Raw genomic sequence first — 23,457 nt, forward strand, 5'->3', positions numbered from 1 at the left:
GTGCCTTTCTGGAATTCGTTGGTGCTATTTGCTGACGCAGGCGATGGAATCCGGTCCCAGCGGCGAGGATGCCCCGTCGCTGCGGACGATCATGACCTGGATGCAGCTGGGTTCGGCCGGATTCGCCGCAATATCGGCGGCCGGCCCGGCGGATGACTGGTAGTCGCCGTCGCCCTTGAGTGTGTGGACCCGCCACTTGTAGCTGTCGCCGGGTTTGGGCTGCGGATTGGTCCAGGTGAAGCTGACCTTTCCGGCCGGGCCGGCCACCCCGGCCAGCGCGGTGACGTCCGGGACGGTGCCGTTGTCCAGCGCGTCCGCGGGCGGTTTACTGGCCTGCTCCGTGGCTTTCGGTGCCGGCCCGGGCCGGGTGGTGCCCGCCACGATTCCGAGGACGACGGCGGCCACCAGGACGGTGCCGCCGACGACCGAGAGCAGCAGGTTGCGGCGGCCGTGGCCGGCCGGGCGCTCCCCTGCGCCGTCATCCGGGCCGCCTGCGGGGGCCGCCGCACTGGAGCGGTTGACAGTGGCCGCGAGGTCGTCGTCGGGGGCGGCGGTGCCGGCAGCAGAACCGGCGCTCCCGGGCGCGTCGAAGGCGGGCATCGCCGGCGGGCGCTGGACGGTGGCGAGGTTGTTGGCGGCCCCGTTGTTGGTGGCGCCGTTGTAGGTTGTGGCGTTGTCAACCGTGGAACTGGTGTCCGTGCCGGGGAACCTGGCCGGGAATGTCGGGGCGTTGCCGGTGGCGTCCGGGTCGATCGAGGCGACGCTGCGGACCCGGGTTTCCTCGAAGCCGTCATCCGGGTGGTTTTCCTCGGCGCGCGGCTCCTCCAGGACTTCGAACGATGTCACGGAGAGGTTCAGTTCGGCCTGGATCCGCTGCAGGGCCAGGGCGAAGGCGTGCGCCGAGGAGTAGCGGGAGGAGGCGGACTTGGCCATCGCCGTCGAGAGCGCCAGTTCCAGGGATTCCGGCACATCGGCGCGGCCCAGTTTCGGCACCGGCAGGTTGCTGATCCGGGAGATCAGCTCACGCTGGGAGTTGTCCGCCCCCGGCAGCACAAACGGGGACCGCCCGGCCAGCAGGGTGTAAAGCGTGGCGCCGAGGGCCCAGACGTCCACCAGGACGCCGTCGACGTGGTGGCCGGTGAACTGCTCCGGCGGGGACCACGGGATGGACATGCCAGCGTCCTCATCGGCGTCCCCGGCGAGGGTGCCGGAGATGCCGAAGTCGGTCAGGGCCGGCCGGTTGTAGTCCGTGACCAGGATGTTGGCGGGCTTGATGTCGCGGTGTGCGATCCCGGCCCGGTGGGCGGTCTCGACGGCGGACGCCACCTGGATGCCGACGGCGAGGACCTCATCCACGCTGAAGCCCTGCCGCCGGTACCGGACGTCCAGGCTGGGCCGGGAGCAGTACTCCATGGCGAGGTAGGAGTGCCCGGTGTCGGTGATCTCGGCCTCGAAGATCGTCACGATGTACGGGTGCGAGGACAGCTGCGCCATCAGGTTCGCTTCGGATTCGAAGCGGCGGCGGGCGCCTTCGGTTTTCAGGTCCGAAAGCAGCACCTTGACGGCGACCTTGCGGCGCGGCCGGTCCTGTTCGTAGAGGTAGACGTCGGAGAAGCCGCCGGAGCCGAGCAGGCTGATGTAGGTGAAGCCCGGAATGACTGGCGGCGGGGCTACGGGCCGTTTTGAGCTCACGGGATCTCCTCAAAGCGCAGCGAGATGCCGTCGCCGACTTCGGCGATGTCGCCGTCGAGCAGGATGGCCATCTCGCCCTGGGCGAGCCGGCGCGGGGGCTGGCCTTCACGGACCAGGACGGTGCCGTTGGTCGCCTTGAGGTCGCACAGCATGACGTGCCAGCCCTCGAGCCGGACCTCCACATGCGAGCGGGAGATGTCCCCGCTGGGACTCGCCACCTGGACCAGTCTGGGCATCACCCCGCCCTGGACGCGGGACACGGAAGGCTGGCGTCCCACGATGAGTGACTGGTCGAGGTCGACCAGTTCGCCGCTGGACAGCCGCATCCGGCCCAGGCGGGGCCGCCGGACCTGGACACCTTCGCCGGGCAACGGCTGGGCGCAGCGGCCGCACTGGGCGTAGGTGGAGGGGTTGGCATGGCCCTGCGGGCAGACGCGGGCCAGCACCATGGGTCCGGTGGCCGGTGCCGCAGCCGGCCCGGTGGACGGTCGCGCTGCGCCGTCCGGCAGCGCGCCGGGTCCCGCGAGATCGCCCTTCATGATCGTCTGGCCGTCGTGGTCGGCGTCGGTTTCCGGCAGCGCGGCCGACAGCTGGACACGCTGCGGGACACCCGCCTGCGGGGCCGACGGCGGCAGCGGTGCGGCCGGCAGCGGTGAAGGTGCTGTTGGAGGGGCCGGCTGCCCGGGCGTCCGGGACGCGGTCGACGAGGCACGGTCGCCGCCGGTGTGCCACGGCACGGAGTCGATCAGCCCGGTGGACGGCGGGCGTGGTGCCGCGGGCGGCGCGGGAGCAGGAGCGGCCTCGGGTTCCGCAGCCTCCAGCGCTGCCGCCGGCTCCGGATCGGGCGCCGTTTCGGGTGCGGGGTCTGCACTAGTGGACCCGGCGGCGGGTTCGGCGTCGGCGTCGGGATCCTCTCGGACGGCCGCGTCTTCGATGTTCCGCATCACCGTCTGTTCCCAGAGGTGGTCGTAGGTGCCGGTTGGCTCCTGGTCGGCCGTCTCCGGAGCCGCCGGCTCCTGCGGCCCGGACGGTTCCGGCTCATGCCCGGCCGGTTCCGGTTCCGGTTCCGGTTCCGGTTCCGGTTCCGTGAGCGGCTCGGGTTCCTCGTGCAGGGTCCCGTCCAGCTCGAGGTCCTCGCCGGGGAACTCAAGTACGGTCGCCGACGACGCCCCGTGCTCGCTCAGTTCAGCCGCGTTCCCGGCTTCGGCTGCAATGTCGGCTTCGGCTGCCGCCAGGATTTCGTCGTCCGGCGCTGCCACTTCTTCTGTCGCCGCCCGGACTGCAACTACCGGGACTGCAGCTGCCGGAAAACTCAGGGAGGGTTCGCGTGCGGCGGCTCCGGTGACGTCCACCCGCAGGCCCTGGAGCAGGACCACGCCGTCGGCCAGCGGAAGGTCCAGGGCAGCGCCGGGCGCCCCCGCGGCTTCGGCGCCGGGGACGGTCAGGCTGAATCCGTCAGCTGCCGCGAAGCGCCGTTCCGTCCAGGTGGTGACGTCGCGGCCGTTCAGGTCCACCGGGCCGGAAGGCAGGTCCACGGTGAGGTCGATCCCGCCGCGCAGGAAAGCCTGCACGGAGCCCCGGTTGGCCACAATCGCGAACCACGGCAGCCGGGCGAGCGAACCGCCCGAGGCCGAAGACACGGCGTCGAGCACTTCGTGCGCTTCGGGGACGGTGGCGAGGAGTTCCCACAGTGACTGGACCAGGGCAGGCGAACTGTCCGGGCGCAGGAGCACCACGGTTCCGGAGCGCACCACACCGAGCCAGCTGCCAGGCGTGTAACGCGCAGCAGCGGCGGGGTTACTGCCTGACATCAGTCGCGTCCTTGCCCTGTCCTTCAACAGCCCGTCCTGCAACAGCCTGGCGGTCAACAGCGTGTCCTTCAACAGTCCCGTCCTCCGACGCCAGTTCCCCGTTGGGGGCCAACTCCAGTGCGTCCGTGCGGGGCAGGGTGTCCTCGTCCTCCGCTGCGGCGGCGCTGCGCGGCGCTGTCCGGGCGGCGCCGTCGTCGTCGCTGACATCCGTCGCGTCGAGCACAATACAGGTGACATTGTCCCGGCCGCCGCTGCGCAGGGCCGCCTGGATGAGCTCATCCACGGCCGCCTGCGGGTCCGCGTGGGAACGGAGGATATTGGAGATGTGCTCGTCGTCGAGTTCGCCGTTGAGCCCGTCGGAGCAGACCAGGATCCTGTCGCCTTCCTCGATGGGCAGCAGCCAGTAGTCGGCCTCGATCTCGTCGCCGGTGCCAAGGGCACGGGTGACGACGTGCCGGCGCGGGTGCACGGCAGCCTGCGCCTGGCTGATCTGCCCGGCGTCCACGAGTTCCTGGACCTCGGAGTGGTCGACGCTGACCTGGCTGAGCTGGCCGTGGCTGAGGCGGTAGGTCCGGGAGTCGCCGATGTTGAGGACCAGCCAGTATGGGGCACCCATCTGCTCCACCACCACGACGCCGGAGAGTGTGGTGCCGGCGCGGGCGCCGGTGGCCTCGCGGATGCTTTCGTCGGCCATGAGCAGGTGCTCCTGCACGACGCCGGCGGTGGCGTCCCGCTTCCCGCGCGCCAGCTGCGGGATCCGCGCGAGCGTGCGGACGCAGATGCCGCTGGCGATCTCCCCGGCCTCATGCCCGCCCATGCCGTCCGCGACCGCGAAGACGGGGTCGGAGGCAATGAAGGAGTCCTCGTTCATTTCGCGGCGCAGGCCACGGTCGGTGCCGTAACCGCAATTCAGCCGGAGGCTGGAGGAACCGCTGGAGGAACTGCTGGAGGAACCGTCGGGCGCCGGCACGGGTCCGGCGTCGGAGTTGGCTGAGGGGGGAACGGCGGCCGGCTGGGGAATCATGCCTGTCCTAGGTAGAAGGAGCGGTCACCGAAGTGCACGGTGGAACCTGGGCGGACGTGGGTGGGCTCCCCCGCCGCGAGGGCGGTACGGATACCGTCCGGGGTGGTGACGGCGCTGCCGTTGGTGGAGTTGCGGTCCGTCACCCAGACGCCCCCGTTTCCGGCCAGCAGATGGAGGTGGGTCTTGGAAATGGAACGGCCGGGATCCGCGACCGGGATGAGCTGCAGCGGTTCCTCGCCGGGGTGTCCGGCGGGGTTCCGGCCGACCAGCACCGTACGGTCCAGCTCGATGTCGCGGCCGTCGTCCAGCCGGATCCGGAGCATCGCCACGGTGACCGGGGCGTGTGTGTCGCCGCGGACCTGGGTGCGGTCGTGGTCGTCGTCGGGGTGGGTGCCCGGCGGGACGGTGGCGGTCCGGGCCGCCGGCGCGAACGACGCCGGCTGGGGAACTGGCGGTAGCGCGGCTGCGGGATGTGCTGCGGCGGCGGGCTGCTGCACAACGGCCGGCGGTTGCACGCCGGCAGCCGGCTGCCGCTGGTGGGGATGGAGTACGGCCGGAGCTGCGGCCATGGCCCCCGCCAGCGGCGAGGCGACCTGCTGGACCGGAGGAAGGTCCAGCGGCGCGAAGCTGTACGGGCCCTGGATGCCGCCGGTGGTGATCGGGTTGCGGCCGGCTTTCACATCGAAGACGAGGGTCTTGGCGGCGGTATCGTGCCAGCCGCGGAGCTTGCCGTTGGAGTCCCAGGAGCTGGAGAGCACCACGACCACAGCCCAGGCTGCGGCCAGGAACACCAGCGGCCCCAGCACCAGGAGGGCGATGGCGAACCACTGGAACATCATGACGGCCGCGGTGGCGATCACGGCGAGCAGCACGCCGGCGCCGGTGATGAGGCCGCGGAGGAACACCGCTCCCCCGCCCGGCGCGAAGCCGTCAGCATCGGTGCTGCGGATGCCCATGAGGCTGTTTCCGGGGGTCACGCCGGAACGGCTTTCGAGTGTGGCAAGAACCACGGTGTAGATGGCCGTGAGGCCCGCACCGATGCCGCCGAACAGCACCAGGGACGACGTGTCGTACACGATGAAGCCGCCGCTTTGGCTCCTGGTGATCCCGGCGGCACCGATCGCCAGCAGGATTGTCAGGATGGCCACTGGCGGCAGCCAGTCCAGGACGGCGGCACCCAGGCGCTTTCCGGCAGCGGCGGGTACCAGCTCAAGCTTGTTCGGCATGGAAGGACCTCCCCCTTGTCCGCGGCCCGTGGCCGGGCCTTGCGTTACCGGGATACTACCGGGGATCAGTGGGGCGGGGGGCAGCTCCCGCACATTGCGGGCGTTCCGGGCGGAACGGTTGCTCAGCGGCGTGCCGCAGGAGGTACAGAAGGCAGCCCCCTGGCGGAGCGGCTGCTGGCAGCGCGGGCAGCGTTCGGCGTCGTCGGTCATGGCTCGTGGTGGTTCTTCCTGGCGGGCTGGCTGGCGTCGGCTGCGGTGCCGGCGGCCGCATCAGGGTGGGCTGCTGCCGCCGGGCCGGACTCCACTGTACCTGCCGGCGTTTGGGGACCTGCGGGTGCGGCGCCTTTCCTGACGGGGAGGCGCAGCTTGAGGCCCCCGGCTGTGAGCGCGGCCCGGCCGTCGGCCAGCAGGGAGCGTGGCGAGAACCGGGCCCGCTGCCGTCCCCAGAACCCGAGCGTTCCGGTCATCTCCTTGAGCGAGCCGTCCACGATCTCCCAGTACTGCCGCACCTGGTCCTCGCTCGGCTGGCCGGCACCGAAGATTGCGGCGTCGGCCCGGTGGGCGAGCAGCGTGGTGGTCCCCCGTGCGGCCGGGAACGCGTCGGCGAGTACGACGGCGGACTCCCGCCGGGTGGCGCGGCTGTCCACACCTGCGCCGAGGTCGGTCGCGAGGCTGACGACTTCGTTCCAGCCGCCGCCGACGCGCTGCGTCGGGGGGCCGTCGCTGAAGCGGGCCCTCCGGCGCCGGGATTTCAACAGGGCGATCAGCAGCAGCGGCAGCGCCAGGATCCCGACCGGGATCAGCGCGAGGCCAATCGCCGTCAGGAGAGGGCCCCAGAACAGCCAGGGGTTGTTCTTCTTCTCGTCGGCATCCAGCGCATCCGGTGAGGAGTCCGGCGGAAGGTCCGCGGGCTCCTGCGGCGGAGGCGGCGGCTGCAACACCTGCGGCTTGGGTTTGGACTTGTTCTCCGGATCCGGCGGGATCGGCACGTTATCCTTCGGCGGGGTGGGGTCGAAGGACACCCAGCCGGCGCGGTCGAAGGCGACTTCGACCCAGGCGTGGACGTCCTTGCCGGTGATCTGCACTTCGCCGGCGCCGTTTTCCGGGCTCTTGGGATCCGGGTAGAACCCCATGACCACGCGGGAGGGGATGCCGAGGTGGCGGAGCATCAGCGACATCGCGACGGCGTATTGTTCGTCGTCGCCGAGCATCTGCTTGGCGGTGAGCAGGCTCCGGATGCGGTTGGCACCGTGGCCGGAGACGCTGGGGAGCTGGCCGTCGGCGATCAGACCGTTGCTGAAGGCGCCCTTCTTCTGGAAGTGCGCCTCGACCTGGCGGACCCGGTCGATGGCCGTGGGGGCCTCGGCGGCGAGGTCGTTCGCCTGGGACCCGACGACGGGCGGCACCTCGGCGGGGTCCGGCAAGGAGATCTTGGCGAAGTCGTACTGCGTCAGCTGCCCGTGTTCCAGGGTGGCGGGGTCTGCCACCTGGACGCGGTAGGAGTCGCCCTTCGCCAGCCCTTTGGTGGTCACGGCCGTGTCCGTGCCGGCGTTGAAGTACAGGCCGGACGCCGCGCTGGAGCCGTCGCGGGTGAAGCTGATGCCGGTGGTCCTGCGGCCGCCGGGCAGGAAGTAGCCCTGGTAGTCCTCGATCGTGATGTCCAGGGCGTAATTGTTGCCGGGCACGATCCCGCCGGCGTCCGCCAAGGTGTTGATGGATTTTGCGTCGCCCACCTTGCTGAAACTGCCGGAGCCGTTCGGGTCCATGTTGTAGTTGGTGCCGTTGAAGGAGTCGAGCGCGGCGAGCCGCACCCTGGCATCCTTGGGCAGGCCCTTCACGACAAAGAGGTTGTCGTCCTTTTTGTCCTTGACGAAGTTTCGGAAGCTCGCCAGCGGGGTGACGTAGTCCTTGGGGTCGAACGGCGGGACGATCGTGTTGCGCAGAACCCTGCGGTCGTCGCCGGCGGTGACCAGGGGCGACGCGACGGCGGTGATGCCGATGGCGACGGCGATCACGGCGGCGGCGGTGCCCAGCCGGCGCAGGGTGGCGGCGCGGGCGGTGGCCTCGTCCGTCTCCAGCCGGTTGACGGAGACCTTGCGGGTGTCGCTGCGGCGGAGCGCGTCGCGGCGGAAGGTGGCCCAGGCGATGGCGACCACGGTGAGTGAGATGCCGCGTTCCACAGTCAGGAATCCGGCGTTCGTGCTGAAGGCGATGCCGGTGATGAACAGCACCAGCACCGGCAGCAGCGGCCAGTACGGGCTCTTGAGCCGCCAGATCAGCAGCCCGGCGGCCAGCGCGGTGAGGAGCGAGCTCAGGAACGGCACAATCAGGGTCCCGCCGGCGGTGCCGACCGGAACGCCGACGGTGAGCATGTCCTTCCAGGCGAACACGACACCCAGCAGCAGGGTGCGCAGTGAGTCGAGGGTGGGCAGGACGCCAGCGATCGAGGCCTCCGGGACTGCCAGGGCGGTGCCGAAGACGAGGTACACGCCGAGCGCCAGGGCGCTGGTGATGAGCAGGCCAAGCCGGAAGTGCACGTTGGCCGCGGCGAGGGCGAGGCCCAGCAGGATGCCGCCGAAGCCCGCGATCAGGTAGTACGGGTCGCCGCCGAAGCTGAGGCTGAACCCGAGCACGCCGAGGCCAAGCAGCACGGTGAGGGCACCGGCGTCGAGCGCGGGATGCCAGGCCGGCTGGCCACCGGCGAAGCCGGAAGGTTTGCCGGAACGCTTCCCTGCCGGTGTGTTGTTCCGGCGGCGTGGCGTTGTTGCGGTGCTCATGCTGCCGCCTTTCTCAGCACGATGGCCAGGTCAGAGAGGTCGCCGAGGGTCAGTACGGTCAGGTCCCCGATGTTTGCCCTGGCCGGGGCGGCGCCGGACTGGAGCCGGACGGCGAGGCTTCGGACGCCCACGGGCACCGACGCGGAGGCGGAGCGCAGCTGGGTGGGGGTGACGTTGCTGCCGACCACCAGGAACACGACGGAGGCGTTGGGGACGGTGTCCGCGAGGCTCCGGGCGAGGTCGACGGCGGTTTTGCGCTGCGGTGCGCCGACGAGCCGGGTCATGTCATCGAGCATGTTGCGGCCGGTTTCGCAGCGCAGCGGGCCTTTCTGGGTCAGCACGTCGAGGTCGCGCTGTTCGCGGATCGCCTGCCGTCCGATCGAGGCGGCGGCGGAGATGGCCAGCTCGAATTCCTCTTCGGAGGCGTATTCGTCCGTGTTGATGGACAGCGAGATGGCGAGGTGGGCGCGGCGGGTTTCCTCGAACTGTCGGACCATCAGCTTGTTGGTCCGGGCCGTTGTTTTCCAGTGGATGTGCCGCCGGTCGTCCCCGGGTACGTAGTCGCGCAGGGCATGGAAGGAGACGTCGGCGCTGGAGAGGTCGGTGGTGGGCATGCCTTCGAGGTCACGGATGAAGCCGGCGGCCGAGCCTGCCAGCGCCACGGTTTTCGGGTGTACGAACAGGTCCTCGGGTTCGGTCCAGAGCACCTGGCGGCGCAGCAGGTGCAGCGGGTCGGCCCGGACGGAGCGGACGGGGCCCACCACGATCACGGCGCGGCGCGCGGTGGGGATGGTGAACAGGTCCTCATGGACCTGCTGCGGCTTCATCCGGGGCAGGTGGAAGACGGCGGTGGCGGCGCCGACCGGGAGTTCCAGGTCCGCGGGCAGCAGGGGGCGGGCGGAGGTGTTGGAGACCGCGATGCTGCCGACCGCGCTGTCCCCCACGGCCACCCGGGTCCGGGCCAGGTCCAGGACAACGCCGTAGGAGGACCGGCCCAGGATGAATCCGACGGCGAGGACGAACAGGACGAACGCGGCGATCGCGGCTGCCTTGGCTTCCTGCCAGCCGAACGCCTGGCCCACGGTCCACAGCAGGACCGCGGCCGCCAGCACGGACCAGCCCAGGACGCTCACCACGGACAGGACCGGCCACACGCGGCGCAGCCAGAGCCCCCGGACGGAGCGCCAGGCCGGGGCCAGGGCGACGCCGGCGGTGCTGCCGGCCTCACGCCACAGGGAAGCCGGGTGCAGCCGGGTTGGCCTGCCGTCCCGGTGGAAGGGCCGTTGCAGGCGCTCAGCAAGCCGGGTCAGCGGAGTGCTGGAGGACATATGGGTGCCTTTGTTCGTGCTGGGTGACGGGATGCCGGTGGGGTTCTGGACGCTGCTGCTAGCCGGCGCCCTTAGACCACGGAAGCGCGCTGCTGCGGTGCGGCGACTTCGCCGAGCACGCGCGCCAGCACGGCGTCGGCGGTGGCGCCGGAGAACTCGGCTTCCGGGTCCATCACCAGGCGGTGGGTCCAGACGACGGCGGCCAGGTCCTTGATGTCATCCGGGAGCACAAAGTTGCGGCCCTGGCTGGCGGCCCAGACCTTGGAGGCACGGACCATCGCGAGGGCGCCGCGGACGGAAACGCCCAGGCGGGTCTCCGGGGCATTGCGGGTCTCCTCGCAAAGCCGGGAGATGTATTCCAGCACCGCGGTGTCCACGTGGGTGGTCGCGGCGAGGTCGGCCATGTCCGCGATCGCCTGGGTGGTGATGACGGGGGTGATGTCCTTGGAGCGGTCCTTGAGGTTGGCGCCGCCGAGCAGCTGCACCGTGGAGGCGTGGTCCGGGTAGCCGATGGAAGTCTTGATCAGGAACCGGTCCAGCTGGGCCTCGGGCAGCCGGTAGGTGCCGGCCTGTTCGATCGGGTTCTGGGTGGCCATCACCATGAACGGCCGGCCCGCCTCGTAGGTGGTGCCGTCCACCGTGACCCGGGATTCTTCCATGACCTCCAGCAGCGCCGACTGGGTCTTGGGCGAGGCCCGGTTGATTTCGTCGGCCAGGACGATGTTGTTGAAGATGGGCCCCTTGTGGAACTCGAACTTCTGCGTCTTCTGGTCATAGATGGTCACGCCGGTGACGTCGGAGGGCAGCAGGTCCGGGGTGAACTGGATGCGGTTGTTGGAGCCCTGGACGGTGGCCGCGAGGGCCCGCGCCAGCGACGTCTTGCCGGTGCCCGGAGCGTCCTCGAAGAGGACATGTCCCTCGGCCAGCATGGCGGTGAAGGTCAGCCGGATGACGTGGGCCTTGCCCAGGACAGCCTGCCCGACGTTGGCGACGAGCTTTTCGAAGGTGCCGGAAAACCATTCGGCCTGTTCGGTGGTCATGGTCATGGGTTGGTCCTCTTCTGTTCTGGGTGGAAGGGTGTGCTGCGCTGCTGTCGGGGAGCCCCGCAGTGTCCGCTGCTGAGCTTAGTTGACCCCATCAGCAGCCGCCGGGCCGGGGACCGTAGAGATCCACGGTGGTGGACTTGACGTACCAGCCCGGATGGCTGCCCTGGGTCACCCGGAACCACGGGGTGCCGTTGTTGTAGATGTCCTTGGTGCAGTTGATGTCGAGCCTGCCCTCGGACCGGTCCACCCAGCCGGCACCGCAAGACTTGGGCGGGCCGTCGCTGTAGGAGTCCCTGACGCCAGGTTGCCCCGGGCACGTCCGGACGCTGGAGGCATCCACCTGGATCTGTGACAGCGCGACAGGCGGGGTCGGGTCGTTCCCGGACGTGGCCGAAGCCTGTCCGGCCCCGCCGTAGACCACGGTGAAGGCCCTGACCTGCAGGGACCTGGTCTTGTCCCAGCCACCCCCGGCAGCGTCGAACCTGTTGACCTTGCCCACGGACGTCCAGCCACCGCCGTCCAGGTTCACTTCATAGTGGTCCAGGGCCCTGCCGTTGGTGGCGGGGTCGTTCCACGTCCAGTGCACCTGGCCATCCCCGACGCCGGACTTCCCGCCGTTGACGTTGGGCGCGCCCGGCGGGGCGTAGGGATTGCCCGTACCGATCGCGTTCGCGTCCCCGGCCACGTTGTTCTTGGTGGAGGTGGCGATGATGTTGACGGTCACGTTCTGGCCGTTGGGCTGGCCGCCGATGGTTCCGCCTCCGGCGTTGATCGGGCCGGAACCGTTGGCGGTTGACCACCGGTAGGTGATCTCCGTGTCCTGGGAGCCGTTGCGCTGGGCCTGGGTGAGCGGGGTAAACGTCACGGCCAGCTGGCCGCTGGTGCCGGTCTCCTTGACGGTCCCGCTGCTGACGGTGCCGGGCTTGCCGGCGGCCCGGATCCGCGCCGACTGCGGGCTCACCCCGGAGGTTCCGGCCTTGTTGGTGGCCGAAACGGTGAAGGTGTAGTCCGCCTCGGAGTTGTCCACCGTGACGTTCTGTGTGGTGCCGGCGACCTGCTGGGTCGCCACTGCGGCCCCGCCGCGCAAGGTGGTGAGTGTGTAGCTGGAGATGGTGTCGCCGTTGTTGTTCGGCGCCGCCCAGTTCACCTTGAGCTGGCTCTGGGCGCCCACGGACCCGGCCTGGCTGGCACTGGGAGCCGCCGGGGTCACCGGCACCCCGGCGGGGGTTTCGGCGGCGGAGTAGGCGCTCCATTCGGAGGGTTCCTTGGCGTCGTTCCGGGCCAGCACGCGCACCTTGTAGGCCACGCCGTTCTTCAGGCCCTTCCAGACGTAGCTCACCGCGCTGAGGTTCTGGATCTGGGCGTTCTGTCCCGGCGGTGCCGGCGAGATCTCCAGGTCATAGCTTTTCACGGGCGAGCCCTTGGATGCCGGGGCCGCCCACGTCACGGTCAGCTGCGTGTCGCCGAATTTCACCGCCGGCGCCGCCGGGGTGTCCGGCTTGACGTCCGGGCGCACCTCGGCCGAGGCCGGGGAGCGGTCCGATTCGCCGTACTCGTTGCTGGCGGTCACCTGGAAGTGGTACTTGGCGTTGTTGCTCAGCCCGTTGAGCGTGCACGAATTGGCCGGGCAGTCCTGGCGGTAGCCGGCCTCGCCGTAGACCGTGTACTTGGTGATCGCGGAGCCGCGGTCCGCCGGGGCACTCCAGTTCAGCAGGGCGGTGCTGTCGCCCACGCTCTGGGCCTGGGGGGTGGCCGGGGCCAGCGGCTTGTCCTTGACCGTCAGCCGGATCCGGGCGGTGGCGTAGCGGGAGGATTCCCCGGTCTTGTCGGCCACTGTGTAGGCAACAATCATGGTTCCCGAGAAGCCGGCCGCGGGCGTCACCGTCACGGTGTCGCCTCCCGCGGCGGCAGTGCCCTGGCCGGTCTCGGTGACGGCCGAGATGATCTTCAGCGCCGTCTCCGGGAACGGGTTGGCGTCATTGGCCAGCACGCTGACCGTGACGGCTTTGCCGGCGGCGGCGTTGGGTTCGACGTCGTCGTTGGCCACCGGCTTGGGCCGGTTGGAGGCGGTGACAGTGAGCTGGTACGTGGCCGTGGCCTCCAGGCCCCGGGGGTCCCTGGCCTTGACCTGGACGGCGCCGGTGGTCCCGGCAGCGGTACCGTCCTTGGCGGAGGCCTTCAGCGACTTCCCGTCGATCCGGGCGTCGAAGCCCTGCGGCACACCGCCGGTGACCTCATAGTTCATGTTGTCCACGTCACCCTGGTCCGGGTCGGTGGTCAGCTTGGCCAGGTCGGTGGTGGAAGAGTCCCCCTTGGGTACGTCCAGCTGGCTGCCGAGCAGTACGGGCGGGTTGTTCCGCTGGGGGTCCGGCAGCACCTTCGTGCGGATGCTGAGCGTGGCCTTCAGGCCGGCGGGATCGTCCGGGCCGGAGCCGTCGGTGACTTCGAAGCTGAGCGAGCCGGGGCCCACGTAGTCCTTGCCGGCGGTGTACTTCAGCGCGGTGCCGTTGCCGGCCACGGGGTCCGAGCCGTCGGCGCCAATGAGTTTGATCCGGTCCGTCTGGGTCAGCCGGGGCGTGCGTCCCTCGCGCACCTTGACCCACTCGTTGAGGTCAACGGTGACGGACTGCCCGGCGATGACCTCGATGACCTCGTCCTTGGCCAGGGTGGGGACCTGTTGGCCCAGCCCGGGAACCCAGATGATGGCGGTGGACTTCTGCCCGTCCACGTCTTCGACGGTGTACGGGATGAGCTGCGGCTGTTCCGTGAGCTCGACAACCATGGTGCCTTCGGCGCCGGGCCGGGCGGTCTTGGCGTCCGTGGCGATCCGAAGGTTCTCCCCGACGCCGTCGGGGTCCTCGTCGTTCTTGAGGACGGGTACCTCGACGGCGGTCCTGCCGAGCGTCTGCGCCGAGGTCACCCGGTCATCCCGGGCGATTGGGGCCAGCAGCGGGACGTCCTTCTGCACCTTGACGGCGATCGCGGCACCGGCCGTGGCACCGCGGTCATCGGCCACCGCGTAGCGGACGTTGACGGTGCCTTCCTGGCCCGGAGCCAGCACGAGGACGCGGCCGCTTTGTTTGCTGACGGTGGCCTGGAGTTCCGGGGCGGCCTCGATGCCGTCGCCGATGATGCGGATGGGGTCGCCGTCGGGATCGGTGTCATTGCGCATGGCATCCACTGCGATCTGCCGGCCCGGACGGACCTTGACCTCGTCGTCCACCGGGGTGGGCTTTTGGTTGGTGTCCCCGCGCGGGGCGATGCCCACAGTCACGGTCCCTGTGTTGACGGCACCCTGGCGGTCCACCACCTTGTAGCGGAAGGTGTCCGTGCCGGCGCCGTCCCCGGCGGCGGTGAAGTCGATGAAGTTGCTGCCCACCGTGGCGGTGCCCTTCGCCGGGGTACTGTCGATGCCGGTCAGCTGGACGGAGTCGCCGTCGGGGTCGATCCCGTCAAGTTCCACCGGGATCCTGACGGAACCGGCGGCCACTACCCGGGCGGTGAGGTTTTTCGGCTGCGGGCGGGTGTTCTCCGCGCCTTCCAGCGGCAGGATGTGGATAGTGACGGCCGCGGCGCTCTTCTGGCCCTGCGGGTCCACGGCGTTGTAGATGGCGCGCACCGTTTTGGGCTGCGCCCCGGCGATGAAGCGGAGGTTGTTTTCGGAGATGAAGCTCTTGCCGTCGGCCTCCGGGACGGGCTGCGGGAGCACCGGGTCCACGTTCAGCTTTTCGCCCTGCGGGTGGGTGTCGTTGGCCAGTACCGGGATGGTGACGACGTCGTTGACGCGCACGTTCACTTCGTCCGGCTTGGGCTGCGGTGCCTCGACGACGGCGGGGGCGGGGACGGGGACCACGGAGACGCTGCCGGTGGCCGACTTGGTGCCGTTGGACATGGTGTACCGGAAGGTGAAGGGATCCTTGGTGCCCACAACGTCGGTGATCCGCAGCACGCTGTGATCGATCACGCTGACGGAGGCGGTGGTGTTCTCCGGCAATTGGACGGACTGCAGCACCAGCACACCCCCGGACGGGTCCGAGTCGTTGGCCAGCGGGTCCAGGAGCACGCTGCCGCCGACGGGCAGGAGGGCGACGTCGTGCACGGCCACCGGATTGCCGGCGTCCTTGCCGGACTCCACGTCCACCCGGATCAGGCCCTGGCTGCTCTGCGGTCCGTTGCTGGCGATATAGGTCAGGTAGACGGGGCCGGCGGTGTCGCTGCGGAACGTGAAGGTGCCGCCGTCGGTCACGGGTCCCAGCTGGGCCGTGCCGGCGCCTTCCACCTGGGCCAGGCGCAGGGAGCCCCCATTGGGGTCCATATCGTTCTTCAGCGGCGCGATCACAAGGTCCTGACCGACGACGGCGGTCACGTGGTCCGCGTTGACCACGGGCTGCAGGGCGCCGGGCGGCTGCACGTTGATGATCACCTTGGCGGTGGTGGTGGCCCGGCCGTCCCAGATGGACACGGTGACGGATTTCTTGCCGGGCGCGGCGCCGGAGTCCTGGTAGGTCAGCAGACCGTCGCGGCGGATTTTGACCTGGTCCTGGTCGTTGTCCGCCGTGGCGTCCATCAGGACCAGGTCGTCGCCGTCCGGGTCGGTCCAGTCGGTGAGGATATTCTGGCTGACGGTTTTGCCCTGCTCCACCAGCATGGTGGTGGGGTCCCCGCGCTTGAACAGCGGTGGCTTGTTCTCGTCCGGGCCCACGACGCTCAGGGTGATGCTGCCGGCGGCGGTGAGCCCGCGGCCGTCCGCGGCGTTGTAGGCGAAGCTCTCGTTGCCCGGCTTGGCGTCCGCGGGAACGGTGACCTGGAAAGCCGTTCCGCCGTAGATGTTCTCCAGGCTGCCGGACTTGGGGCCGGTGTTCCCGACGCTGGCCGTGAGGACGTCGCCGTCGGGGTCGGTGTCGTTGTCCAGCACGGAGAGGATGGTGGTGCGGCCCGGGCGGACGCCGACGGCGTCGGGCTTGGTTTCCGGGGGCCGGTTCGGTTTGGTGCGGTCCGGCAGGACGTTAATGGTGTTGTTGTCCGCGGATTCCTTGTCCTGGTCATTGGACTGGTTCTTGGGCGGGACGACGTCGTCCCAGTTGTTGACCAGCTGCATGTTCTGGTTCACCAGCCAGACATTGCCGGAGTTCACATCGTTCAGGACCACCAGGTCCCGGTTGACCCGGAAGACGTATTTCGGCGCGGCGGATGCCTTCGGCACTGCGACCGTCTTGTCATCGGCGTCGTTGGCACAGTCCCGGACATACTTGTTCGCCCCGGACCACGCCGCATGGATGCAGCCCGCGAGCTGCACCGGCGCCGCGGGAACACCCTGCCCGCCGAAGGTCACCGTCTTCGCCGTCGAACCGTCCAGCGGCTGTTTGAGCAGAGCCTTCGGGGTGGCAATGGCCACCGCGTCCGCTGCAGGTCCGGAGAGCTGCAGCTTCGCGTCCCGCGCCTCCGCCAGCGCCAGCTCCCGCCCGCCCGGCAGGAACAGCTTCCCCCGCCCCGCATCCAGGACCACCGGCGCATCCCCCACCACGGTCAGCTGCAGATCCCCCGCACCCTTAAGCCCGTCCCACGTGCTCACCTTCGCGTCCGTACGCCCGCCGTCGGCATCCACGCTCGTCACGGTGACCTGCCCGGTCTTCGGATCGGCACTGTAGATCCGGTCATCACCCCCGACCGCCGAGACGGTCCCCTCCGAGCCCTTCAGGACCGGTTCGGAGTTCTCCGCATCAAAACCATTCACCGTGGACGGCGAGAGCGCCCACACCGTGCCCTTCGCCGCGTCCGTCACCGAAATGACCTTCGAGCCGAAACTCACCTCCGCGGCGCCGGGCAGCTTCTTATCCCCGCCCAACCGCATCTGCGCCGCCGACACCTGGTTCAGCGTGGACCCCGCACTGTCATCGACAAACACCGTCGAAGCATCCTGCAGCACGTCAAAGGTCGCCGACGCCGGCGTCACCGCCCCATCCAAAACCCGCGACGGATAATTCAACCGCCCCACCGCATTCTTGGACTTCGACACCACCCACACGCCGCCATCATTCAACTCCACCTCAGTGGTCTTGAACCCCGGATAAATGATGGCCCCGGTAATCAGCACCGCCGCAGCGGAGACGATGGCGGTGGCGGTGAGCAACTTCCTGCGCCGTTTGTTTGAGACCGGATGATGGGGGCGCCGCGTGTTGGACCCGGATATTTTGGATCCCGGCTTCTTGGACCCCAGTGCGGGCAGACGTGTCACAGCTCAGCTTTCCTTCAGGATGGCATCGTGGTTCCCCGGCAGGCCCGAGACAAGGCCGCCCACTTCCCGCGCCAGCCTACCGAATGATCCGGTGGTGGGCGATGGGCAGGACTGCCCACCGGCCGGTGCCCGCACCGGGCCCGCCGCGGCTATGGTGTTGCTCCGACCGGGAAGGTGCAGAGCGGGACGCCGCTTTGGCCTGGCGGTCCAATCGTCGTGTGACGGGAATCGATCCAGCGCGTCTGGTTCGGCGAACCGCGCATGATGTAGTACCACTCGCCGTTCCCGCTGTACGGGGTGCCGTGCGGCTTCCAGCACATGATGTCGAAGACATCAGATGCGCCCATCCAGGGCCGGTCGGTGCCGCCCTGCCCGTCGCAGGTAAAGTTTCCCGGCTGGCTGTTGTCATAGGACGTGGCGCCGGGCAGGTCCGTGCAGCTGCGATACATCCCGGAGTTGAGCCTGGTGCTCCAGCGGGTCTTCTCGGTCCCGGACTGGGCGGAGGCCGAGGCGATCGCCCCGCCGGCGCCCAGGGAGTTGACCGTCTGGACCCGGATCTGGTGCGGTTCACTGAAGCCGCCGGTGTTGACGGTCCGGCTTCCCGAGGCCGCGACCCGTTCCCAGCCGCCGTTGTCGATGCTGATCTGGGTGTACGCGACGTCGTTGGTGGTCGTCGACGGCGAGCTCCAGCTGAAGCTGAGGTTCCGCTGGTTTTCGGTGCCGTTCTGTCCGGACGCCGAGGGGGTTCCGGGCGCTCCGTACGGCGTGGCTGTGGCCCCGGTGCTGGCGTCGGAGCTGGGCGCGACGGACGAGTTGGCGGTGACCGTGATCGTGGTGGCGGCACCGTTGGTGAAGCCGCCGATCTTTTGGCCGGGGGTGATCCCTCCGGTTTTTCCGCCGGGGCTCGCGTAGTAGGTGTAGCTGACCTCGCCGGGCTGGGAGCCGTTCCGTCCGGCCGCGTCGAGTTCCCGGAAGTTGATAACCACGGCCCTGCCCGCGCCGCCGGTGTCCGCCGGCGTCGCGCTCATGCCGGAGACCTGCCCAAGCTTGCCCGTGGCACGGCGCGGCGCCGAGGCCGCGCTGACCGCGCCCTTGCCGGCCTTGTTCTCGGCCTGGACCGTAAAGGTGTAGCCGGTTTCGGAGTTGTTCGCGGTGAAGTTCGCGGTCCGCACCGTTCCGGCGACCATCTGGGTCTGGGTGGTGCCACCGCCGCCGCTCATGGTGACGTAGTAGTTCTTGATGGCGTCGCCGTTGGTGTTCGGCTCGGTCCAGTTCACTTTGAGCTGGTTGGAGGTGCCCACGGCGGACGCCACCGACGTCGTCGGGGCTGCCGGGGCGGCGGGTACGCCTGCCGGGTTGTCCTCGGCGGAGTACAGGCCCCACTCGGAGGGGCCGAGTTCGTTGACGGCCTGGGCGCGGACCTTGTAGCGCACGCCGTTGGTGAGTCCGGGCCAGGTGTAGCTGAGGCCGGCCACCCCGTTCTTCACGGCGATCCCGCTGGCCGGCGGCGGGGAGATTTCGAGGTTGTAGGTCTTCACGGCGGAGCCTTCGGTCTTGGCCGCGGGCCAGCTGATCACCATGTTTTTATCCCCGGCTTTGGCCGTGGGCGCCTCCGGGGGTGAGGGCTTCTCGTCGGGCCGGATTTCGTTGGAGGCCGCGGACGGTGCTGAGTCCCCCACCTCGTTGGTGGCGGTGATGGTGAAGACGTACTTGACGTCGTTGGTCAGTCCGCTGAGTGTGCAGGTGGTGGTGGGGCAGTCCTGGCTGAAGCCACTTGAGCGGACGGTGTATTTGGTGATGGTGGCGCCGTTGTCCGAGGGCGGAGCCCATTTGAGCACCGCGGTCCGGCTGCGTACGTCGGTCGCCGAGGGTGCCGAGGGGGCGTCCGGTTTGTCCCGGACCGTGATCCGGACGCGGCCGTCGGTCTGCCGGGAGACGTCACCGGTTTTGTCCATCACGGTGTAGCGCACCACCATCACGCCCTTGAAACCGGCGGCCGGGGTGAGTGTGATCGAGTCGCCGGCAATGGCTGGCTGTCCGGCGGCGGAGCCGGTTTCCACCGTGGCGGCGACAATCTTCAGCGGGGTGTCGCTGAAGGGGTTGAAGTCGTTGGCGAGCACGTTGATGGTCTCGGTCTTGCCGGCGTTGGCCTTCTCGATGACGTCCTCGTTGGCAACCGGCAAGGGCCGGTTGGAGGCCACGACGGTTGCCGTGATGCTGGCCTTGACCGGCTCGGAGCGGCCGTCGGTGACCTTGAGCGGGATGCTGCCCTTCCAGCCGGCGGCCTTGGTGGCGTCCGAGGTGACCTTCAGGGTTCCGCCGTCCACAGAGGCCTTGAAGCCTTCGGGCAGGGTGCCGTCGAGTTCGAACGTGAGCTTCTCCTGGTCCTCGGAGTCCACGTCCTTGGCCAGGTTGCCCAGTTCCAGGCTGGCGGACTCGGCCTTCGGCACTTCCAGGGTGGCTCCGTTGAAGCTCGGCTGGTGGTTGGCGTTCGGATCGGGAATGACCTTGGTGATGATGCTAAGGGTGGATTTGAGGCCCTGCGGATCGTCCGGTCCGGTGCCGTCGGTGACTTCGAAGGTGACGGAGCCTGGGCCCACGTAGTCTTTGAGCGCGGCGTAGCGCAGCGCGCTGCCGTTGCCGGCCACGACGTTCTGCGGGTCAGCGCCCTGTACCCGGATGTTGTCCACCTGGGTGATCCGGGGCGTGCGGCCCTCCCTGACCCGGACGTACTCGTTCAGGTCCAGGTCGATCTGCCTGCCGGCCATCACGTCGATGACGTCGGTTTTCGCCAGCGTGGGGTGCTGTTCACCCTGGCCTGGGACCCAGATGACCGCCGTCGCGCTTTGGCCGTCGACGTCGGTGACGGTGTACGGGACCAGCTGGTCCTTCGGCGCGAGGGCCACCCGGACACTGCCGTCGCCCACCCGGGCGTTCGGGTTGCCGTCGGGCAGGCTGATCTTGAGCTCGGCGGCGACGCCGTCGGGGTCGGTGTCGTTCTTCAGGACGGGGACGTCGACGGCGGATTTGCCCAGCGTCTCGGCCGGGGTCACCACGTCGTCTTTGGCGACGGGCAGTTTCAACGCGGCGTCCGGGCTGACCCGGACCCGGATGACGGCGCTGCCCTGGGCTTTCTTGTCGTCCTGGATCTTGTAGCTGACGCTCTCGTTGCCGGCGGCGCCGGAGGCGGTGAGGAGCACCTTGCCGCCCTCGGCCGCCTCGACCGCGAGTCCGGGGCGGGCCTCGAAACCGTTGCCGACCAGGCTGATCGGGTCCCCGTCCGGGTCCGAGTCGTTCTGGAGGGCCTCGACAGCGATCTTGCGGCCTGGGCGGACGTCCACCGCGTCATCCACGGCGATGGGCTTCTGGTTGTTGGCTTCCTGTGGCGCGATGCCGACGATGACGGTGCCGGTGTTTTCGGCGCCGATCCGGTCCCGGACGCGGTAGCTGAAGGTGTCCGTGCCGGCGGCGTTGCCGGCGGCGGTGAATTCGAGGTAGCCGTCCTTGACCACGGCCGTGCCCATGGCGGGGGCCTTGTCCACGCCGGTGAGCTGGACGGAGTCACCGTCGGTGTCCACGCCGTCGAGCGGCACAGGAATGCGCACGGTCATGCCGGCCACGACGCGGGCGGTGAGGTTTTTGGGTTCGGGGCGGGTGTTGCGTTCGTCGTCGCGGGCCCGGATGCGGATGGTGACCTGCTGGGAATCCGATTGCCCGGAGGCGTTGGTGACCTTGTAGATCGCGTAGGCGGTCTTCGGGACTTCGCCGGCAATGAAGCGCAGCACGCCGCCGGCGGTGAAGATCCGGCCGTCGGCGGCGTCCGGCTGCTGGGCCAGCACCGGTTCGAGGGTGAGCTTGCCGCCGTTGGGGTCGGTGTCGTTCTCCAGCACGGGGATGGTGACGACGTCCCCGGCGCGCACGGTTGCCTCGTCCGGTTTGGCCTGCGGCGCCTGCAGCTTCGAGGGTGCGGGGACCACCAGGACGGCGATCTCCCCGCTCGCGGAGGATTTGCCGTTGGAGATGGTGTATTTGACGCTGAGCTGGCCCTGCGCGCGGACGTCCTTGATCCGGACGACGGAGTGGTCCAGCACGGCCACACTGACCGGCAGGCCGTCCGCCGCGGTCACGGACTGCACCACCAGCACTCCTCCCGAGGGATCGGAGTCGTTGCCGAGAACGTCCACCAGGACGCTGCCGCCGCTGGGCAGCAGGGCGGTGTCGCGGACGGCCACCGGGGCGCCGTCCCCGCCGCCGGGGACGACGTCGACGCGGACCAGCTGCTGGGCGCTGGCGGGCCCGTTGGTGACGAGGTAGGAGACGTAGTGGGCGCCCTGGGCGGTGGAGTTGAACGTGAAGGTCTGCTGGTCCGCGCCCATGGTGGCGGTGGAGTTGCCGTCCGGGGTGACCTGCGCGAGGCGGAGGGCGCCGCCCTGGGGGTCGGAGTCGTTCTTGAGCGGGGCGATCACTGTGTCCACGCCGGCGACGGCGACGAGGTGGTCCGCGTTGGCGATCGGCGGCAGCGCACCCGCGGCACGGACGTCGACGGTGACCTTGCCTTCGGTGCTGGAGCGGCCGTCGGAAACGGTGACCGTGACGGTCTTGCGTCCGGGCTCGGAACCGGCGTCCTGGAAGCTGAGCAGGCCGTCGGGCCGGACCTTGACCTGGTCGCGGGGGTCGCTGCTGGCCGCGCCGACGACGAAGAGGTCGTCGCCGTCGGGGTCGATCCAGTCGGTGAGGATGTTCTGGCTGACGATCTTGCCGGACTGCACCACGAGGGTGGTGTTGCGGTTGGGCTTCTGCCGCGGTGCGGTGTTCTCCCCCGGCGGGACGATGTTGAGCGTGACGTCGGCGCTGGCGGAGAGTCCTCGGCCGTCGTCGACCGTGTATTTGAAGGATTCCGAGCCGGTCTTGTCAGCCCCGACGCTGACCTGGAAGCCGGTGGCGCCGTAGATCGGCGCAAGCAGCCCGGATGTGAGCGGGTCCGGGGTGCGGACGGTGAGGATGTCGCCGTCCGGGTCGGTGTCGTTGTCCAGCACGGGCAGGATGGTGGTCTTGCCGGCGCGCACGCCGAAGGTGTCGGGTTTGGCGGCGGGTGGGCTGTTGGGTTTGGTGCGGTCCGGGAGCACGGTCTGCTGGACCTCGTCGGCGGAGTCCTTGTCCGCGTCGTCGGAGGTCTGCTGTGGCGGAATGACGTCGTCCCAGTTGTTGACCAGCTGCATGTTCTGGTTCACCAGCCAGACATTGCCGGAGTTCACATCGTTCAGGACCACCAGGTCCCGGTTCACCCGAAACACATACGACGGCGACGCGGACGCTTTCGGCACATCCACCGTCTTGTTATCGGCAACATTGACGCACTCACGCACATACTTGTTCGCCCCCGACCACGCCGCATGCACACACCCGGCCAGCTGCACCGGCGCCGCCGGCACCCCCTGCCCGCCGAACGTCACCGTCTTCGCCGTCGAACCATCCAGCGGCTGCCGCAACAACGCCTTCGGCGTCGCAATGGCCACCGCGTCCGCTGCAGGTCCGGAGAGCTGCAACTTCGCGTCCCGCGCCTCCGCCAACGCCAGCTCCCGCCCGCCCGGCAGGAACAGCTTCCCCCGCCCCGCATCCAGGACCACCGGCGCATCCCCCACCACGGTCAGCTGCAGATCCCCCGCACCCTTAAGCCCCTCCCACGTGCTCACCTTCGCGTCCGTACGCCCGCCGTCGGCATCCACGCTCGTCACCGTGACCTGCCCGGTCTTCGGATCGGCACTGTAGATCCGGTCATCAGCCCCGACCGCCGAGACGGTCCCCTCCGAGCCCTTCAGGACCGGTTCGGAGTTCTCCGCATCAAAGCCGTTTACCGTGGCGGGCGAGAGCGCCCACACCGTGCCCTTCGCCGCGTCCGTCACCGAAATGACCTTCGAACCGAAACTCACCACCGCGGCACCCGGCAGCTTCTTATCCCCACCCAACCGCATCTGCGCCGCCGACACCTGGTTCAGCGTGGACCCCGCACTGTCATCGACAAACACCGTCGAAGCATCCTGCAGCACGTCAAAGGTCTCCGACGCCGGCGTCACCGCCCCATCCAAAACCCGCGACGGATAATTCAACCGCCCCACCGCATTCTTGGACTTCGACACCACCCACACGCCGCCGTCGTTCAGCTCCACCTCAGTGGTCTTGAACCCCGGATAAATGATGGCCCCGGTGACCAGGACGGCGGAGGCGGCAACGAGGCCGGTCCCGGCCATCAGGCGCCGGCGGCGGTCGGTCAAGGGACGGGTGAAGGGGACGGCCTGCGGGCGCGCCGGACCCGTCCGG

General features: G+C 69.4%; 9 protein-coding genes. All 9 read right to left on the minus strand.

Features of this window, described 5'->3' with window-relative positions; genetic code table 11:
• Positions 1-24 precede the first annotated feature (24 nt).
• Positions 25-1,692, minus strand: a complete 1,668-nt coding sequence (locus ACZY0Y_RS09575) for a serine/threonine-protein kinase (protein WP_463957646.1) — start codon at positions 1,690-1,692, stop codon at positions 25-27.
• The gene (locus ACZY0Y_RS09580; RefSeq protein WP_463957648.1) at positions 1,689-3,503 is read right to left on the minus strand and encodes an FHA domain-containing protein; all 1,815 of its coding nucleotides are present in this window, start codon (positions 3,501-3,503) and stop codon (positions 1,689-1,691) included. Before ACZY0Y_RS09580 ends, ACZY0Y_RS09575 begins: the two co-directional genes overlap by 4 nt.
• Complete coding sequence (locus tag ACZY0Y_RS09585; RefSeq protein WP_463957650.1) at positions 3,490-4,527, minus strand: PP2C family protein-serine/threonine phosphatase; 1,038 nt, start codon at positions 4,525-4,527, stop codon at positions 3,490-3,492. Before ACZY0Y_RS09585 ends, ACZY0Y_RS09580 begins: the two co-directional genes overlap by 14 nt.
• A complete protein-coding gene (locus ACZY0Y_RS09590; protein WP_463957652.1) occupies positions 4,524-5,963 on the minus strand; it encodes an RDD family protein in 1,440 nt (479 codons plus the stop codon). Before ACZY0Y_RS09590 ends, ACZY0Y_RS09585 begins: the two co-directional genes overlap by 4 nt.
• Complete coding sequence (locus tag ACZY0Y_RS09595) at positions 5,960-8,530, minus strand: transglutaminase-like domain-containing protein (protein WP_463883762.1); 2,571 nt, start codon at positions 8,528-8,530, stop codon at positions 5,960-5,962. Before ACZY0Y_RS09595 ends, ACZY0Y_RS09590 begins: the two co-directional genes overlap by 4 nt.
• A complete protein-coding gene (locus ACZY0Y_RS09600; protein WP_463957654.1) occupies positions 8,527-9,858 on the minus strand; it encodes a DUF58 domain-containing protein in 1,332 nt (443 codons plus the stop codon). Before ACZY0Y_RS09600 ends, ACZY0Y_RS09595 begins: the two co-directional genes overlap by 4 nt.
• Positions 9,859-9,929: 71 nt before the next feature.
• Entirely contained in the window at positions 9,930-10,904 is a 975-nt protein-coding gene (locus ACZY0Y_RS09605; protein WP_463883764.1) for an AAA family ATPase, read from the minus strand.
• A 91-nt stretch (positions 10,905-10,995) separates the two neighbouring features.
• On the minus strand, positions 10,996-17,034 hold the full coding sequence (locus ACZY0Y_RS09610) for an Ig-like domain-containing protein (RefSeq protein WP_463957655.1): 6,039 nt from the start codon (positions 17,032-17,034) through the stop codon (positions 10,996-10,998).
• Positions 17,035-17,288: 254 nt separating this feature from the next.
• Positions 17,289-23,387: an Ig-like domain-containing protein gene (locus ACZY0Y_RS09615; protein ID WP_463957698.1), complete on the minus strand. Its 6,099-nt coding sequence runs from the start codon at positions 23,385-23,387 to the stop codon at positions 17,289-17,291.
• Positions 23,388-23,457 lie beyond the last annotated feature (70 nt).

Source organism: Pseudarthrobacter kochi, assembly GCF_055412805.1.

Coding starts and splice junctions, on each gene's coding strand:
- ACZY0Y_RS09580 (WP_463957648.1), bottom strand. CDS start 3,503: ATGTCAGGCAGTAACCCCGCCGCTGCTGCGCGTTACACGCCTGGCAGC.
- ACZY0Y_RS09585 (WP_463957650.1), bottom strand. CDS start 4,527: ATGATTCCCCAGCCGGCCGCCGTTCCCCCCTCAGCCAACTCCGACGCC.
- ACZY0Y_RS09590 (WP_463957652.1), bottom strand. CDS start 5,963: ATGACCGACGACGCCGAACGCTGCCCGCGCTGCCAGCAGCCGCTCCGC.
- ACZY0Y_RS09595 (WP_463883762.1), bottom strand. CDS start 8,530: ATGAGCACCGCAACAACGCCACGCCGCCGGAACAACACACCGGCAGGG.
- ACZY0Y_RS09600 (WP_463957654.1), bottom strand. CDS start 9,858: ATGTCCTCCAGCACTCCGCTGACCCGGCTTGCTGAGCGCCTGCAACGG.
- ACZY0Y_RS09605 (WP_463883764.1), bottom strand. CDS start 10,904: ATGACCATGACCACCGAACAGGCCGAATGGTTTTCCGGCACCTTCGAA.
- ACZY0Y_RS09615 (WP_463957698.1), bottom strand. CDS start 23,387: ATGGCCGGGACCGGCCTCGTTGCCGCCTCCGCCGTCCTGGTCACCGGG.